At 38.1% G+C, this 15,606-nt stretch carries 16 protein-coding genes; all 16 read left to right on the top strand.

All coding sequences use genetic code 11. From position 1 onward, the window contains the following. Positions 1-70 precede the first annotated feature (70 nt). The gene (gene spoIIIAF, locus BTHG_RS21925; protein ID WP_010284577.1) at positions 71-751 is read left to right on the top strand and encodes a stage III sporulation protein AF; all 681 of its coding nucleotides are present in this window, start codon (positions 71-73) and stop codon (positions 749-751) included. After that, positions 752-1,423 (top strand): stage III sporulation protein AG, encoded by a 672-nt coding sequence (gene spoIIIAG / locus BTHG_RS21920; protein ID WP_010284574.1) that lies wholly within the window; start codon positions 752-754, stop codon positions 1,421-1,423. A 1-nt stretch (position 1,424) separates the two neighbouring features. After that, complete coding sequence (locus BTHG_RS21915; RefSeq protein WP_010284570.1) at positions 1,425-2,021, top strand: SpoIIIAH-like family protein; 597 nt, start codon at positions 1,425-1,427, stop codon at positions 2,019-2,021. Positions 2,022-2,272: 251 nt separating this feature from the next. Then, entirely contained in the window at positions 2,273-2,767 is a 495-nt protein-coding gene (gene accB / locus BTHG_RS21910) for an acetyl-CoA carboxylase biotin carboxyl carrier protein (RefSeq protein ID WP_010284567.1), read from the top strand. Positions 2,768-2,798: 31 nt separating this feature from the next. Continuing rightward, entirely contained in the window at positions 2,799-4,148 is a 1,350-nt protein-coding gene (accC, locus tag BTHG_RS21905) for an acetyl-CoA carboxylase biotin carboxylase subunit (RefSeq protein WP_010284566.1), read from the top strand. Positions 4,149-4,420: 272 nt separating this feature from the next. After that, positions 4,421-4,828: an Asp23/Gls24 family envelope stress response protein gene (locus BTHG_RS21900; protein WP_010284565.1), complete on the top strand. Its 408-nt coding sequence runs from the start codon at positions 4,421-4,423 to the stop codon at positions 4,826-4,828. Between the two features lie 170 nt (positions 4,829-4,998). Beyond that, entirely contained in the window at positions 4,999-5,391 is a 393-nt protein-coding gene (gene nusB / locus BTHG_RS21895; protein WP_010284564.1) for a transcription antitermination factor NusB, read from the top strand. Positions 5,392-5,448: 57 nt separating this feature from the next. Then, positions 5,449-6,315, top strand: coding sequence for a bifunctional methylenetetrahydrofolate dehydrogenase/methenyltetrahydrofolate cyclohydrolase FolD (gene folD, locus BTHG_RS21890; RefSeq protein ID WP_010284563.1), 867 nt, complete (start codon positions 5,449-5,451; stop codon positions 6,313-6,315). A gap of 12 nt (positions 6,316-6,327) precedes the next feature. Next, entirely contained in the window at positions 6,328-7,674 is a 1,347-nt protein-coding gene (xseA, locus tag BTHG_RS21885) for an exodeoxyribonuclease VII large subunit (RefSeq protein ID WP_010284562.1), read from the top strand. After that, the gene (locus tag BTHG_RS21880) at positions 7,675-7,908 is read left to right on the top strand and encodes an exodeoxyribonuclease VII small subunit (RefSeq protein WP_010284559.1); all 234 of its coding nucleotides are present in this window, start codon (positions 7,675-7,677) and stop codon (positions 7,906-7,908) included. It abuts the gene before it with no gap. Positions 7,909-7,910: 2 nt separating this feature from the next. Further along, the gene (locus BTHG_RS21875; protein ID WP_010284558.1) at positions 7,911-8,804 is read left to right on the top strand and encodes a polyprenyl synthetase family protein; all 894 of its coding nucleotides are present in this window, start codon (positions 7,911-7,913) and stop codon (positions 8,802-8,804) included. Between the two features lie 54 nt (positions 8,805-8,858). Beyond that, the gene (dxs, locus tag BTHG_RS21870; RefSeq protein WP_010284557.1) at positions 8,859-10,751 is read left to right on the top strand and encodes a 1-deoxy-D-xylulose-5-phosphate synthase; all 1,893 of its coding nucleotides are present in this window, start codon (positions 8,859-8,861) and stop codon (positions 10,749-10,751) included. Positions 10,752-10,756: 5 nt separating this feature from the next. Next, a complete protein-coding gene (locus BTHG_RS21865) occupies positions 10,757-11,587 on the top strand; it encodes a TlyA family RNA methyltransferase (RefSeq protein WP_010284556.1) in 831 nt (276 codons plus the stop codon). Positions 11,588-11,745: 158 nt separating this feature from the next. Next, positions 11,746-12,195 (top strand): transcriptional regulator AhrC/ArgR, encoded by a 450-nt coding sequence (ahrC, locus tag BTHG_RS21860; protein ID WP_010284555.1) that lies wholly within the window; start codon positions 11,746-11,748, stop codon positions 12,193-12,195. 30 nt (positions 12,196-12,225) lie between these two features. Then, positions 12,226-13,935 carry a DNA repair protein RecN gene (gene recN, locus BTHG_RS21855; protein ID WP_010284546.1) on the top strand — a complete coding sequence of 570 codons (1,710 nt, stop codon included), beginning with the start codon at positions 12,226-12,228 and terminating at the stop codon, positions 13,933-13,935. A 241-nt stretch (positions 13,936-14,176) separates the two neighbouring features. Continuing rightward, positions 14,177-15,466, top strand: coding sequence for a SpoIVB peptidase (gene spoIVB, locus BTHG_RS21850; protein WP_010284543.1), 1,290 nt, complete (start codon positions 14,177-14,179; stop codon positions 15,464-15,466). The last annotated feature ends 140 nt before the right edge of the window (positions 15,467-15,606 follow it).

Genomic DNA, 15,606 nt, shown 5'->3' with positions numbered 1-15,606 from the left:
GCGGAGCTGACTAGAAGGTTGTTCATTTACCTTCTCGACAGATTGGCTTGTGACCTCGAGGGGCTAGGCGATGGAGCTGACATTAAAAAAGGTCTTGGAGGTGAGGACACTGAGTTTTATAGCTGAATGGGTTACGAACATTATTTTGTTTATTTTACTTGCAACAATTGTGGACATGCTGCTGCCGAGTTCAAGTATGCAAAAATACGTGAAAATGGTAACGGGGCTTCTATTAATCTTAATCATCTTAACTCCCTTGTTCTCACTTTTTAAAACTGATTTGGACCAGGCCTTGTTAAATATGAATCTTAAACCGGTTCAGAGTGAAAAAAATCTAGAAAATTTAATAGATTTGAAGAAAAAAGAAATACAAGCCTCAAGTTCTGCATATATTTTAGAAACAATGGCTGTCCAATTGAAAACTCATGTAGAAGAGGAGTTGGTGCAAAAGAAATATGATTTAACAGTCGAGGATGTAAATGTAATCCTTTCAAGGGCAGTCGATAGTAAGGAGACTGTAACTTTGGATGACATTCAGTCAATCGAGGTGGTGTTATCAAAAGAGACTGCCGAGCCTGATGATGTCCCAGTAGTGAAACCAGTTGAAATTGATACCTCCAAACAGACTGAACCAGTGTATAAACAAGTGGATCAAACCAACGTTAAAGCAATCACAAAAACATTAGCTGAAAGATGGGAAATTGACTCAGAAAAAATCGTAGTCACTGTGGAAGGGGGGAAAGAGTCGTAGATGGGTAAGAGCAAAGGAGTCTTGGATACAATCAAAGGGATGTTCTCCGGGTCTAAAGATGATCCACCAGATAAAAAGGGAAACAAGAAAAGCCCATATTTCTTACTTTTATTAGCAGTTGGGATAGCCTTTATGTTAATTAGTAATCTATTTTCAGGTGACAAACCAACATCTTCTGTTATGCCAGCTACATCCTCAGAAGTAAGTGCAAAGGATGAGCCAACATTTGGAGGACAGAAAGATGAACTGACAACGGCAATCGCCAAATATGAGGATCGTTATGAAAACGAGCTCAAAGAAGCACTTGAAGCAATTGCTGGAGTCGAGGATGTCATTGTTTCAGTAAGTGTAGATGCTACTGAATCAAAAATACTTGAAAAAAACACCGTAACCCAAAGCCAGACCACAAATGAGGAAGACAGGGACGGTGGGAAAAGACAAGTTGAGGATATAACAACCGATGAACAAGTTGTCATCATCCGCAGCGGTGATTCGGAAACACCAATCATCTTGAAGATTGAAAAGCCTGAAATACGAAGTGTTCTAATCGTTGCTAAAGGTGTTGAGAACGCAAAAATAAAACAAATGGTAGTTGAGGCTGTTACAAAAGGTTTTGATGTACCAAATCACAAGGTAGCTGTTGTACCAAGGAAATCAAAGGGGGATTCATAAAATGTTATTAAAAAAGCAAACTGTATGGCTATTAACAATGTTAAGTCTAGTAGTTGTCTTGTCCGTCTATTATATTACAACACCTGAAAACAACAATAATAATGTTGCTGTTGAACAAGATGACCAAAAGGACAATGAAAAAGAAAATGTGGAAACATCTACTGAAAGTAAAGATGGCGCAAAAGTAACTGTTGAGGAAGATGAAGAAGGTAATGTGATTTCATCTGTATCAAGTGACGATATGTTTGCAGCTTTACGTCTTGAAATTGACGAGAGTCGTAGCAAACTAAGAAGCACTTTAGAAGCACAAACTGCATCAACGGAACTTACAGCAGATCAAAAGCTGAAGGCATACGATGATTTGAAGAAACTTGATGAAATTGAAACGAAGGAAAAAATCATTGAAATGTTAATCAAAGGAAATAACTACGAGGATGCTTTAGTTCGCGTTGAAGGTGACAAGATTAAGATTACAGTGAAGTCAAAGGAAAGCTCAAAACAACAAGCAAACGAGATTTTACGTCTTGTTCGTAGTGAATTGGGCGAACTTCAGAATGTTGCAGTAGAATTTGAGCTAACTGGTGAAAAAGAAAAGTAATAGACGAGTAAAAGTGAAAAGTGCGGCTGATATCGGCCGCACTTTTTTATTTTTTGGTAAAACAAATGAAAATATGGAAAAATACTGTTATGATTTATATCGATTACAGCACTTTTATGAAAAAATCTCTGCAATATATTGAAAAGATAGTTTTAAGTATCGTATCATGTTAGTATGAGGTACTAATACTAGCAATTAATTGCTGTTCTAAATTATTGAATATACTGAGTTAATCACAAGGAGTGTAACAAATGTTAAAAATTCAAGAGCTTCGTGAGCTAATAAAATTAGTTGATCATTCTAATATTGATGAGTTTTCATTTGAGAGTGAAGGTTCAAAAATTAAAATGAAGAAAAATAAAGAAACTACTATTCAAACAGTTGTTGAAAATCAAGCACAGCCTGCCGTGCCAGTCGTAACTGAAGTGGTTCAACCTACTGCTCAGCCTGCACAACCGCAGGCAAAACCAGCAGAGCCTGTTGCAGCAGCACCTTCAGTTGATGAAAACTTACATAAAATTGTTTCACCAATGGTCGGTACTTTTTATGCTTCTCCATCACCTGATGCGGATGTTTATGTTCAAAAAGGTGACAAAGTAAAAGAGGACTCTGTTGTATGTATCGTTGAGGCAATGAAGCTGTTTAACGAAATCGAAGCAGAGGTTACTGGAGAAATCGTTGAAATATTGGTTGAGAATGGTCAGCTAGTGGAATATGGTCAACCATTATTCCTAGTAAAAGCATAGAATCTTTTTTCATTAGTAAGGAGCGACCCACATGTTAAAAAAAATCGTAATAGCAAACCGTGGAGAAATTGCGGTTCGTATCATCCGTGCTTGTAAAGAGCTTGGAATTGAAACGGTAGCCGTATTCTCTGAGGCAGACCGTGAGTCACTTCACGTTCAATTAGCAGATGAGGCCTATTGTATTGGTCCTAAATCTTCAAAAGACAGCTACTTAAACTTTACAAATATTATTAGTGTTGCAAAGTTAACAGAGAGTGAAGGAATTCACCCAGGCTATGGCTTTTTAGCGGAAAATGCAGATTTCGCGGAACTTTGCCGTGAAGTGAATCTTACTTTCATTGGGCCAAGTCCTGAAGCCATTAACAAAATGGGTACCAAGGATGTTGCCCGAGAAACGATGAGACAAGCGGGTGTACCAATTGTGCCTGGTTCTCAAGGAATCATAAAAGATACAGGTGAAGCAATCGCACTTGCGAATGATATGGGTTATCCTGTTATTATTAAAGCCACTGCTGGAGGTGGCGGAAAAGGTATTCGTGTTGCTAAGGATGAAGAAGAATTAGTAAAGGGTATCAATATTACTCAGCAGGAAGCAGCTACTGCTTTTGGAAATCCAGGTGTGTATATTGAAAAATATATTCAAGATTTCCGCCATGTTGAGATTCAAGTATTAGCCGATAACCATGGAAATGTGATACATTTAGGAGAGAGAGATTGTTCCATTCAACGCCGTTTACAAAAACTAGTTGAGGAGACTCCTTCACCAGCTTTAAATGAAACAACAAGACAGAAAATGGGTGAAGCGGCAGTAAAGGCTGCTAAAGCTGTTGACTATTCAGGTGCGGGAACAATCGAATTTATCTATGATCATATCAATGATAAATTTTATTTCATGGAAATGAATACAAGAATACAAGTTGAGCATCCCGTCACTGAAATGGTAACCGGAGTAGATTTAATTAAAGAGCAAATTCGTGTTGCGTCCGGAGAAAAACTTTCATTAACTCAAGAAGAAGTGACATTTAATGGGTGGGCTATTGAATGCCGAATCAATGCAGAGAATCCGGAGAAGAATTTCATGCCATCCCCTGGTAGAATTGAAATGTATTTACCACCTGGTGGTTTAGGGGTAAGGATAGATTCGGCAGCCTATCCTGGCTATTCAATTCCTCCATATTATGATTCAATGATAGCAAAGCTCATCACTTATGGGGCAACTAGGGAAGAAGCAATTGCAAGAATGAAGCGAGCTCTGAGCGAATTTGTAATCGAGGGAGTGCACACTACAATTCCTTTCCACCTTAAGTTAATGAATCATGAAAAATTCGTAGGTGGAGACTTCAATACAAAATTTCTTGAATTATATGAGGTAATGAAGTAATAGATCAAATTTGAATTGGTGTATTTGCTACCGATTTTTTTAGGCCCACACGAGGTGAGTCACAAAGACGAAGACATCAGGATGTGGCGTTCTTAGTCTTTGATTTTACGCCTCGAAAAATTTCCTTTGAAAAATCGTGGCATCCGCCGGAGGCTTAATTTTATTCAGATGGGAATTGAACCCTCATTCTGAATTGATTGGCTTACACAGTTTTATCCACCACATATAGAAGTGGGGGACTGAATAAAATTATATGTAGGAGGTGCTTGCTGATGGCAGCGGAAACGAATATTTTAGAAATGGATCAAGGCAGCAACGGTCTTGGTAAGGTTGAAATTGCACCAGAGGTAATCGAAGTTATTGCTGGTATTGCTTCTTCAGAAGTTGAAGGGGTAGAAATGAGAGGTAACTTTGCTTCTGGCGTGGTTGAGAAGCTAGGGAAGAAAAATCATGGAAAAGGTGTTAAAGTTGAATTAACAGAAACGGGCATTGTTGTTGATGTATTCTGTGTCATGAACTTTGGCGTTTCCATTCCTAATGTGGCCCGTCAAATTCAAGACAATGTGCGCCAGGCTTTATTGAATATGACAGCTTTAGAAGCAGATGAAGTAAATATCCATGTGGTTGGTGTATTATTTGAATCACAAAAACCGGAAGCTCAAGTAGAAGAAGAAATGTAACATCATTGAGTAAATAGAGTCTGATGGCAAACGCTATCGGACTTTTTCTTTTTTGTTCGCTACATAAGGGTTGGTTTTTATTTTAAAATTATTTTATGATATTATCATGTTATGAATGCAACTGATAGTGGGACAAAAGTTTTACTATACATAAAGGAGAAATAAATAGTATGAAAAGACGTACAGCAAGACAGAAGGCTATGCAATCGTTATTTCAGGTTGATGTAAGCGGGTCTGACCCAAATGAAGCGATTGAAAGCGTCCTAGAAGATGAGTCATCAGATCCTTTCTTAGAACAGATTGTTTATGGGGTAATTGAACATAAAGAAGAAATTGATTCCCTGTTGCGTGAGCATCTAGAAAAATGGAATCTTGAACGACTTGCAAATGTAGACCGTTCTATTTTACGTATGGCTGTCTATGAAATGAAATATGTTGAAGAAATCCCTGTAAAGGTCAGTATTGATGAGGCTATTGAACTTGCTAAAGAGTTTGGTGATGATAGCTCAAGTCGTTTTATTAATGCCATTCTATCAAAAATAAAAGATGCATTAGTAAAGTAGAAAAATCCTGTAATCCACGGTATGAAATATTTTTTCGAAAAAGGGAGAGTTGAGAAAATGACAGCAGAGGTTATTAGTGGGAAAGAATTAGCAAAGTCAAAACGAAATGAAATTGCAGAAGAGGTCCAAAAATTATCGCAGGACGGAATTGTTCCTGGACTAGCCGTGTTATTAGTTGGGAACAATCCAGCTTCAAGATCCTATGTAAAAGGGAAAGATAAGGCTTGTAAGGAGACAGGGATTCATTCATTAATGCTAGAATACCCCGACACAATTACGGAAGAATTCTTACTTGGTGAAATTGACCGCTTAAATCAAGACCCTTCTATCCACGGTATTCTTGTTCAATTACCATTACCAAAAACGATTAGCGAAACGGCTGTAATCGAAAGAATTTCACCTGAAAAAGATGTGGACGGATTCCATCCAATTAATATTGGTCGAATGATGACTGGGCAAGATGCGTTCTTACCATGTACACCGTTCGGAATTGTTGAAATGGTGAAGTCTAAGCAAATTTTAATCGAAGGTAAGCATGTCGTAGTAGTTGGCAGAAGTAATATTGTCGGGAAACCCGTTGGACAGCTTTTCCTTAACGAGAATGCAACTGTTACATACTGCCACTCTAGAACGACAAATTTAAAGGAAATGACTCTTCAAGCAGATATCTTAATTGCGGCAGTAGGAAAGGCAAACTTTATTCCTGGAGATTATATTAAAGAGGGAGCAGTTGTGATTGATGTTGGTGTAAATCGCCTTGAAGAAACCGGTAAGCTTGTAGGTGACGTTATTTTCGACGAAGCAAAAGAAAAAGCAAGCTATATTACACCAGTACCTGGTGGAGTTGGACCGATGACTATCACAATGTTACTACACAATACCGTTCAATCCGCAAAAAAATTCGCCCGTCTTTCTAGAAAGTAGGATTTGGTTAAAATGGAACAGGATCGTTATTTAACCGTAACAGCTTTGACTAAATATATTAAGCGAAAATTTGATGCGGACCCACACCTACAAGATATTTGGGTCAAGGGGGAAATCTCAAATTTTAAAGCGCATAGTCGTGGGCACATGTATTTCACGATAAAAGACCAACATGCACGAATTCAAGCCGTGATGTTTGCTGGCTACAACCGTGATTTAAAATTCACACCCGAAAATGGGATGAAAGTGTTATTGCGCGGTGAGGTTACCGTTTTCGAATCAAACGGTAACTATCAACTTTATGTGAAAGAAATGCAGCCTGACGGAATAGGGAACCTATACTTGGCCTATGAGGAGATGAAAAAGCGCCTCGATGCAGAAGGACTTTTTTCAAACAGTTATAAAAAGCCAATTCCAAAAATCCCGCATTATATTGGGATTGTCACCTCGCCAACGGGAGCTGCGATAAGGGATATTATTACCACCATAAGACGTAGATATCCAATCGCAAAAGTAATTGTTTTTCCAGCATTAGTCCAAGGTGTGAATGCGGGGCCATCTGTAGTAAAAGCAATTGAAAAAGCGAATGAATTTGGGAAAATTGATGTGCTCATTGTTGGTCGGGGTGGTGGCTCAATAGAAGAGCTTTGGGCGTTTAATGAAGAAATTGTAGCAAGAGCCATCTTTCATTCCAAGGTACCGATTATTTCAGCTGTTGGGCATGAAACGGATGTAACAATCGCAGATTTTGTTGCGGATTTACGTGCCCCCACACCAACAGGAGCTGCTGAATTAGCGGTGCCACATATGGCTGAGTTATCCGAACGTTTATTAGTGAGACATACACGTTTATTACGAGCTATGAAGGAAAAACTGGTAAAAGATTCGAAACGATTAGATACATTGAAGAAATCCTATGCATTCCGTTTTCCAAAAAATTTATATGATCAAAAACAACAACAACTTGACCGTTTGGTAGACCGTTTAGAGAGAGAAGGAGTAATGGCTATTGCTCGGAAGCAAGACGAATTTCAAAAGCTAAGCCTTCGCTTACAGCATAATCACCCTAGTGAAATGCTTATTCGAGCAAAACAAAAGCAGGACCTTAATACGAAAATGCTTTTAAAGGAATTCACGCAAATTTTGAAACAAAAGCAATTTGTTTTTAAATCAACGGTATCAAAGTTGGAGGCACTAAGTCCGTTAAAAATTATGGATCGTGGTTATAGCCTCGTATATGATGAAGAAAGTCATTTAGTGAAAAGTGTTCAGCAAGTTGAACAGGGGAATCGAATCAAGGTAAAGCTAACGGACGGACATCTTGACTGTGAAGTTATTGAAATAGAGGAGAGACAATAAATGAGTGAAGAAAAGGTAGTATCCTTTGAGGAAGCAATGGAGAAACTTGAACAAATTGTCGAGCGTCTTGAAGAAGGGGATGTCCCTTTAGAAAAAGCCATCACTTATTTCCAAGAAGGAATGAAACTTTCAAAGCTTTGTCATGATAAGCTTCAGCATGTAGAGAAGCAAATGGAGCAAATTTTACGGGATGACGGTGAACTTGAGCCGTTTACGATTCAGGAGGAAGAATAAACGTGGGGCAATCTGAGGTAGAACAATTTTTAAGCTTTCAAAAAAATAAGATTGAAGAACAACTCCCAAAGTATATATCGAAATTATCAGCCCCGAAAATAATTAAGGATTCCATGGATTATTCCCTTGAGGCTGGTGGGAAAAGAATTCGTCCATTATTGCTCCTAGGCACGCTGCATTCATTTGGGAAAGATGAGAATATCGGGTTGTCGACTGCTTGTGCAATTGAAATGATTCACACGTATTCTCTTATACATGATGATCTTCCTAGTATGGATGATGACGATTTGCGAAGGGGAAAGCCTACCAATCATAAGGTGTTTGGAGAAGCCATTGCAGTCTTAGCTGGTGATGGACTTTTGACATATAGCTTTCAGTTGGTTTCTGAGTCCGTAGGCAATACCATATCCCCTGAAAAAAAGCTATTGCTGATTACCGAATTAGCAAAAGCTGCAGGACCTGAGGGTATGGTTGGGGGACAGGTTGCTGATATGGAAGGTGAAGGTGCAGTCCTGAATCTAGATGAACTTGAATACATTCATCGTCATAAAACTGGCAAATTACTAGCATATAGTGTAATTGCAGGAGCTATACTTGCAGATGCTACTAGTGAACAGTTAGATAAGCTAACACAGTTTGCCCATCATTTAGGGTTAGCGTTTCAAATACGAGATGATATTTTAGATATTGAAGGCACAGAACTTGTTCTAGGGAAACCGGTCGGCAGTGATACAGGTAATCATAAAAATACATATCCTGCTTTATTAACTCTTGAGGGTGCAAAGGAAAAATTAACCTTTCATATAGATGAAGCTAAGCGGTTTTTATATAGTGTTAATATGAAACATGATATACTAGACTATATGTGTAATCTAATCGCATCCAGAGATCATTAATACATTTTTGAAATGTATTTTTGCGCCAATAGTAAATGAAAGTGAGTGAATCCTTTGGATCTTCTAAGTATTAAAGACCCTAAGTTCCTTAAAAATATGTCAATAGATGAATTAAATAAATTGAGTGAGGATATCCGTCAATTTCTAATAGAAAAACTATCTAAAACCGGTGGACATATTGGTCCTAATCTTGGGGTTGTTGAATTAACAATTGCTTTGCATAGGGAATTTGATAGCCCAAAGGATAAATTTATATGGGATGTTGGACACCAATCTTATGTACATAAAATTTTGACGGGACGGGCTTGTGAATTTGATACATTGCGTCAATATAAAGGGCTATGTGGGTTTCCGAAACGGATTGAAAGTGAGCATGATGTTTGGGAAACCGGACATAGCTCAACCAGTCTTTCCGCAGCAATGGGAATGGCTGTTGCACGTGATATTAAAGGAACAAAGGAATTTGTTGTTCCCATCATTGGGGATGGTGCCTTAACAGGTGGAATGGCATTGGAAGCATTAAATCATATTGGACATGAAAAGAAAGATATGATTGTCATTTTAAATGACAATGAGATGTCAATTGCTCCGAATGTTGGGGCACTTCACAATGTTCTTGCGAGATTGCGGACTGCAGGTAAATATAACTGGGCAAAAGACGAGCTTGAACTTCTGCTTAAGAAAATCCCGGCTGTAGGTGGAAAGCTTGCTGCGACTGCTGAACGCATTAAGGACAGTCTTAAATATTTACTCGTGTCTGGCGTTTTCTTTGAGGAACTAGGGTTTACATACCTTGGTCCAATTGATGGACATAATTTTGAGGACTTATTTGAAACGTTAGAATATGCAAAGAAAACAAAAGGACCTGTATTGGTTCATGTGATAACGAAAAAAGGGAAGGGATATACTCCCGCTGAAACAGATAAAGTGGGTACATGGCATGGAACAGGTCCATACAAGATTGACACTGGAGATTTCCTTAAACCTGTAAATGCACCGCCTGCATGGAGTGCTGTCATAAGTGAAACAGTGCGAAAGCTAGCAAAAAAAGATAAGCGAATTGTCGCGATTACACCGGCTATGCCTGTAGGTTCGAAATTAGAAAAGTTTGCGAAGGAATTCCCAGACCGAATGTATGATGTTGGAATTGCCGAACAGCATGCAACTACGATGGCTGCTGGCCTTGCCACACAAAATATGAAACCATTTCTCGCGATTTATTCGACCTTTTTACAAAGAGCATATGACCAGGTTGTCCATGATGTATGTCGTCAAAATCTAAATGTGTTTATCGGTATAGATCGTTCTGGTTTAGTTGGGGCTGATGGTGAAACACATCAAGGTGTGTTTGATATTCCTTTCCTAAGACATATTCCAAACATGGTTATCATGATGCCTAAAGATGAAAATGAAGGTCAGCATATGGTGAATACGGCGATACATTATGATGACGGTCCAATAGCCTTACGATATGCAAGGGGTAATGGTCTTGGGGTCGAAATGGACGAAGAACTTTCGCTTATTCCAATTGGTTCATGGGAGATAGTTAAACCGGGTACAGATGCGGTTATACTCACATTTGGTACAACCATTCCAATGGCATTAGAAGCAGCAGAGCAACTTGAAAAAGAAGACATATCGGTTAGAGTGGTGAATGCTCGATTTATTAAACCTCTTGATAATGATATGATGCATCAAATATTAGGTTCTAATCTTCCTGTCCTAACGATTGAGGAATCCGTGTTAATGGGCGGTTTTGGAAGTGCTGTGCTTGAATTCGCGCATGATCATGGGTATCAAAATGCTCTGATTGATCGAATGGGTATTCCAGATCAATTTATCGAGCATGGAAGTGTGAATGAACTACTGCATGAGATTGGTATGACAACAGAGAATGTGGTTGATAGCATCCACAAGCTCGTACCTAAGAAGCAGAAAAGAGTGTAGGAATCATGGGTACAAAAAAAGAAAGACTGGATGTTTTACTAGTTGAGCGAGGCTTGATTGAAACAAGAGAAAAGGCAAAGCGATCTATCATGGCGGGTCTTGTTTATACAAATGAGGAACGACTCGACAAACCTGGTGAAAAGGTTGAAATAGATATTCCACTTACTGTTAAGGGAAATGTTATTCCTTATGTTAGCAGAGGTGGATTAAAGCTAGAAAAGGCCATAAAGGAATTTGATTTAAATATTAAGGATAAAATTATGATTGATGTTGGCTCCTCAACAGGTGGATTCACGGATTGTGCCCTCCAAAATGGTGTTAAACAATCATATGCCTTAGATGTTGGTTATAACCAACTTGCGTGGAAGCTTCGACAGGATGAACGTGTTATAGTGATGGAACGGACCAATTTTAGATATGTGACTCCAACAGACTTGCATAGTGGTTTGCCAGAGTTCGCGACAATCGATGTTTCATTTATCTCATTACGTTTAATTTTACCTGTTTTAAAAACGCTTCTCGTTCCAAACAGTGACGTTGTGGCTCTCGTAAAACCACAATTTGAAGCAGGGAAAGAGCAGGTTGGTAAAAAAGGAATCGTCCGTGATCCAAACATTCACGAGGCTGTTTTAACGAAAATCATCCAATTTTCCTTAAAGGAAGGGTATGATTGCATCAATTTATCATATTCACCAATCACAGGTGGAGAAGGAAATATTGAGTTTTTACTTCATTTACGGTGGAATGGTCCGGTTGAAGTGGGTAAAAACAAATTACCTGTTTCTCAACAAGAGGTTGTGAATAGCGCTCATGAAAATTTAAAGAGTGATAAATAATGAGGGGATAGCCAAAGTGCTGTCCTCTTTCTTCGTGAAGAAACATTATGACTACAAGTGTGTTGTTAAACCCAAAAACAATAAAAAAATGTACAATTCTGTCAGAATCGGCTAACATAGGAGGTAAATAATAATCGTTAAAGAGAGAGGATGTCACGATGAATAAGGGGCAAAGACATATTAAAATACGTGAAATCATCACAAGCAATGATATAGAAACACAAGATGAAATTGTCGATATTTTAAAAAGCGAAGGATACAATATTACGCAAGCAACTGTATCCCGTGACATAAAGGAACTTCATTTAGTCAAGGTACCGATGATTGATGGTCGTTATAAATATAGTTTACCTGCTGATCAACGGTTCAATCCGCTTCAAAAATTAAAGCGTTCATTAATGGATGCTTTTGTAAAAATTGATTCAGCGGGGCATATGCTTGTTATGAAAACACTACCGGGGAATGCGAACGCAATCGGTGCTCTAATCGACCATTTAGATTGGGAAGAAATTTTAGGTACTATTTGTGGGGACGACACCATCTTAATTATCTGTAAAACTCCAGAACAAACTGAAATTGTTTCAAATCGATTCCTAGACATGCTGTGATGGGGAGAGTGGAACTAGGAGGTGTAAGTATTGTTAGCAGAATTATCGATTAAGAATTTTGCCATTATTGAGTCCTTATCTGTTTCATTAGATAAAGGCTTAACTGTTCTAACTGGTGAAACAGGAGCGGGTAAGTCCATTATTATTGATGCAGTCCATTTATTGGTTGGTGGTAGAGGGTCAGCAGAATTTGTGAGATATGGGGAAGAGCGTGCGGAACTTGAAGGTTTATTTTTAATAGACAATGATAACCACCCATGTTATAAAAAAGCAGAAGAATTTGGAATCGACATTAGCGAGGGAATGATTGTACTACGAAGAGATATGTCAAAATCGGGGAAAAGCGTCTGTAGAATAAACGGGAAGCTCGTAACGATTTCGATTCTACGTGAATTTGGGAGGACCTTAATTGACATCCACGGACAGCATGAGCATCAGGATTTAATGAATCAAGAACAGCATATTCATATGCTTGACCAATATGGTGGAAATTCGCTTAAAAAAGCGTTACATGAATACAAAGAGGTTTATAAGAATTATTTACAAGTGAAACAACGCTTAAAAGGCTTTAATGAAAATGAACAAGAAATGGCTCATCGTCTTGATCTCATCCAATTTCAATTAAATGAAATTGGAAACGCGGAATTGCAGCCAAATGAAGATGTGGAACTAACGGAAGAAAAAAGAAAGATTTCAAATTACGAAAAAATTTTCAAAGCTCTTCAAAATAGTTACAACGCTTTGTATGGAGACCAAAAAGGTCTCGATTGGGTTGGGTTAGCAATGAACCATGCGGAAGATGTAATGGATATTGATAAAGAATTAAGGACTATCCATGAGACCATCTCCAATAGTTTTTACTTATTAGAGGAGATTTCATATAAGATACGTGAGCAATTAGATGAGCTAGAATATGACCCTGCACGACTTGATTTTATAGAAGGTCGATTGAATGAAATTGCACAATTAAAGCGCAAATACGGACAATCTGTTGAGGAAATTCTCGAATATGCAGCTAAAATTGAGGATGAAATTGACACCATTCAAAATCGCGAGCATCATATTGACAAGCTAAAAGAAGAACTTGAGTCAGTATTAGAAGATGTTAAGCTAGAAGCGGAAAATGTCTCAAATCTTCGAAAAAAGTTAGCAAATGAACTAATTATTAAAATCGGGCAGGAATTAAAAGACCTGTATATGGAAAAAGCAAAATTTGATATAAACTTTTTTGAGGATTCGACTATTAAATTCACTCCAAATGGGAAAGATGATATTGAATTTTATATTTCCACAAATCCGGGGGAGCCACTTAAGCCTTTAGCAAAAATTGCATCGGGTGGAGAACTATCAAGGATTATGCTTGCAATAAAAAGTATTTTTTCAAAGCATCAGGGTGTGACATCCATCATTTTTGATGAGGTTGATACGGGTGTAAGTGGACGAGTTGCTCAGGCTATCGCGGAAAAAATCTATGGAATATCTGTAGGATCACAAGTTCTTTGTATTTCTCATCTACCACAAGTTGCTGCAATGGCAGACACTCATTTATTTATTGCAAAGAAAACAGTGGAAGGAAGGACAACGACTTCGGTTACATCATTGGACGAGTCTGAGAAAATTAAGGAAATTAGCCGGATGATTTCCGGAGTGGAAATAACCGATTTAACAAAGGAACATGCAAAAGAATTGTTAAATCTTGCAAAAGAAAGCAAAGTTGCAGGACAAATGGTAAACCACTAAAATTGTTTTACTTTTCTAAGTAAAGATAAATCAGGCGCAAACAAGACAAGGTGCAATTGATTAGGTTAACTTTATACAAAGTAAACAACAATTTTTATTTGTAATGCTATCCAAAATGGGTAGCTTTTTTAATCTCTTAGTGGTTATAAATGTTGTCTTGGAAGGCCAAATTATAGAATGTAGCCATAAAAACTTTATTCATTTTATGGTGTGGGATAGGAGCGAGGAGAGTGAAAATGAAATGAAAATAGACAAAATTAGATATATAATCGGTACATTTCTCCTTGTTTCAATATTGGCTTTGGGGTTCTACAAGCCGCTTAAAGAATATTTAGAAATTCCAAAACAGCTTACTTTATTTGAAGGACAAGATTTCACAGTTCAATCCTCATTACCAGTCACTACAACTATTCATGACTCCAATGTTGCCTTTTCATCCGTCGTAGAAAAGGGACAACTCTCGGTTGCTGCTAACGAAAGCGGTAAAGGTGAGATGATGGTTGAATTAGCCGGTATTCCTGTAAAAAAAGTAAATGTTAATGTTTTATCCGATTTCAAGGTTATTCCTGGGGGTCAATCAATTGGGGTAAAACTAAATACATTAGGTGTATTGGTTGTAGGACATCATCAAATCGAAACAGAAGGGGGAAAAAAGTCCCCGGGTGAAATTGCTGGAGTAGAGGTTGGTGACATTATAAAAGAAATAAATGGGAAAAAGATTGAAAAGATGAGTGATGTTGGACCATTCGTTCAAGAGTCAGGAAAAACAGGTGAACCGTTAAACTTAATCATTGTTCGAGATAATGAGGAAATAAAAGCAAAGCTTATGCCATTAAAGGACAAAAACGATGAGGCATATCGTATTGGACTATATATCAGAGATTCAGCTGCTGGTATTGGTACAATGACCTTTTACCATCCAGAGACGAAGAAATATGGAGCATTAGGTCACGTCATCTCAGATATGGATACAAAAGAGCCTATCGTTGTATCAGACGGACAAATTGTAAAATCCACGGTTACCTCTATTGAAAAAGGAAGCAATGGTGATCCAGGTGAGAAACTTGCGCGTTTTTCAGCTGATAAAGAAATAATCGGCAATATCAAACGAAATAGTCCATTTGGTATTTTCGGTGAGCTACACAAACAAGTAAATAACGGCGTTATGGATAAGCCGCTTCCGATTGCACTTTCACATCAGGTAAAGCCAGGACCTGCTAAAATTTTAACGGTTGTTGAAGATGATAAGGTTGAGGAATTTGATATTGAAATTGTAAGTGCAGTTCCACAAAAAATTCCAGCAACAAAAGGAATGGTTGTTAAAATTACTGACAAACGACTTTTAGAAAAAACGGGTGGTATTGTTCAGGGGATGAGTGGCAGCCCAATCATTCAAGACGGAAAACTAATTGGAGCAGTTACTCATGTCTTTGTTAATGACCCAACTAGCGGATATGGTGTTCATATCGAATGGATGCTAAGCGAGGCTGGAATTGATATTTATAAAAAGGAACATAAAAAGGCGAGCTAAATGCTCGCTTCAGAGTGTAGACAAAGTCAGTGCTGACTTTGTCTACACGAATTATTAAGGATATCTAACTATTAATTCTATTCCCAGACTGTCTTGCGAACGCTTGTCAGACAAGGCGCGCAGCTGAGCGAAGACGCGAA

Source organism: Bacillus timonensis (genome assembly GCF_000285535.1).
GTDB classification, from domain to species: Bacteria; Bacillota; Bacilli; order Bacillales; family Bacillaceae_L; genus Ferdinandcohnia; species Ferdinandcohnia timonensis.
Note: the sequence above shows the minus strand (reverse complement) of the source record. Positions and strands in the feature narration are given on the sequence as shown.

What these genes read in the sequence shown, in the direction of transcription:
- nusB (WP_010284564.1), top strand. Translation starts at nt 4,999, where the DNA reads ATGAAAAGACGTACAGCAAGACAGAAGGCTATGCAATCGTTATTTCAG.
- BTHG_RS21865 (WP_010284556.1), top strand. Translation starts at nt 10,757, where the DNA reads ATGGGTACAAAAAAAGAAAGACTGGATGTTTTACTAGTTGAGCGAGGC.
- xseA (WP_010284562.1), top strand. Translation starts at nt 6,328, where the DNA reads ATGGAACAGGATCGTTATTTAACCGTAACAGCTTTGACTAAATATATT.
- spoIIIAG (WP_010284574.1), top strand. Translation starts at nt 752, where the DNA reads ATGGGTAAGAGCAAAGGAGTCTTGGATACAATCAAAGGGATGTTCTCC.
- BTHG_RS21900 (WP_010284565.1), top strand. Translation starts at nt 4,421, where the DNA reads ATGGCAGCGGAAACGAATATTTTAGAAATGGATCAAGGCAGCAACGGT.
- accB (WP_010284567.1), top strand. Translation starts at nt 2,273, where the DNA reads ATGTTAAAAATTCAAGAGCTTCGTGAGCTAATAAAATTAGTTGATCAT.
- spoIVB (WP_010284543.1), top strand. Translation starts at nt 14,177, where the DNA reads ATGAAAATAGACAAAATTAGATATATAATCGGTACATTTCTCCTTGTT.
- BTHG_RS21880 (WP_010284559.1), top strand. Translation starts at nt 7,675, where the DNA reads ATGAGTGAAGAAAAGGTAGTATCCTTTGAGGAAGCAATGGAGAAACTT.
- folD (WP_010284563.1), top strand. Translation starts at nt 5,449, where the DNA reads ATGACAGCAGAGGTTATTAGTGGGAAAGAATTAGCAAAGTCAAAACGA.
- BTHG_RS21915 (WP_010284570.1), top strand. Translation starts at nt 1,425, where the DNA reads ATGTTATTAAAAAAGCAAACTGTATGGCTATTAACAATGTTAAGTCTA.
- accC (WP_010284566.1), top strand. Translation starts at nt 2,799, where the DNA reads ATGTTAAAAAAAATCGTAATAGCAAACCGTGGAGAAATTGCGGTTCGT.
- ahrC (WP_010284555.1), top strand. Translation starts at nt 11,746, where the DNA reads ATGAATAAGGGGCAAAGACATATTAAAATACGTGAAATCATCACAAGC.
- spoIIIAF (WP_010284577.1), top strand. Translation starts at nt 71, where the DNA reads ATGGAGCTGACATTAAAAAAGGTCTTGGAGGTGAGGACACTGAGTTTT.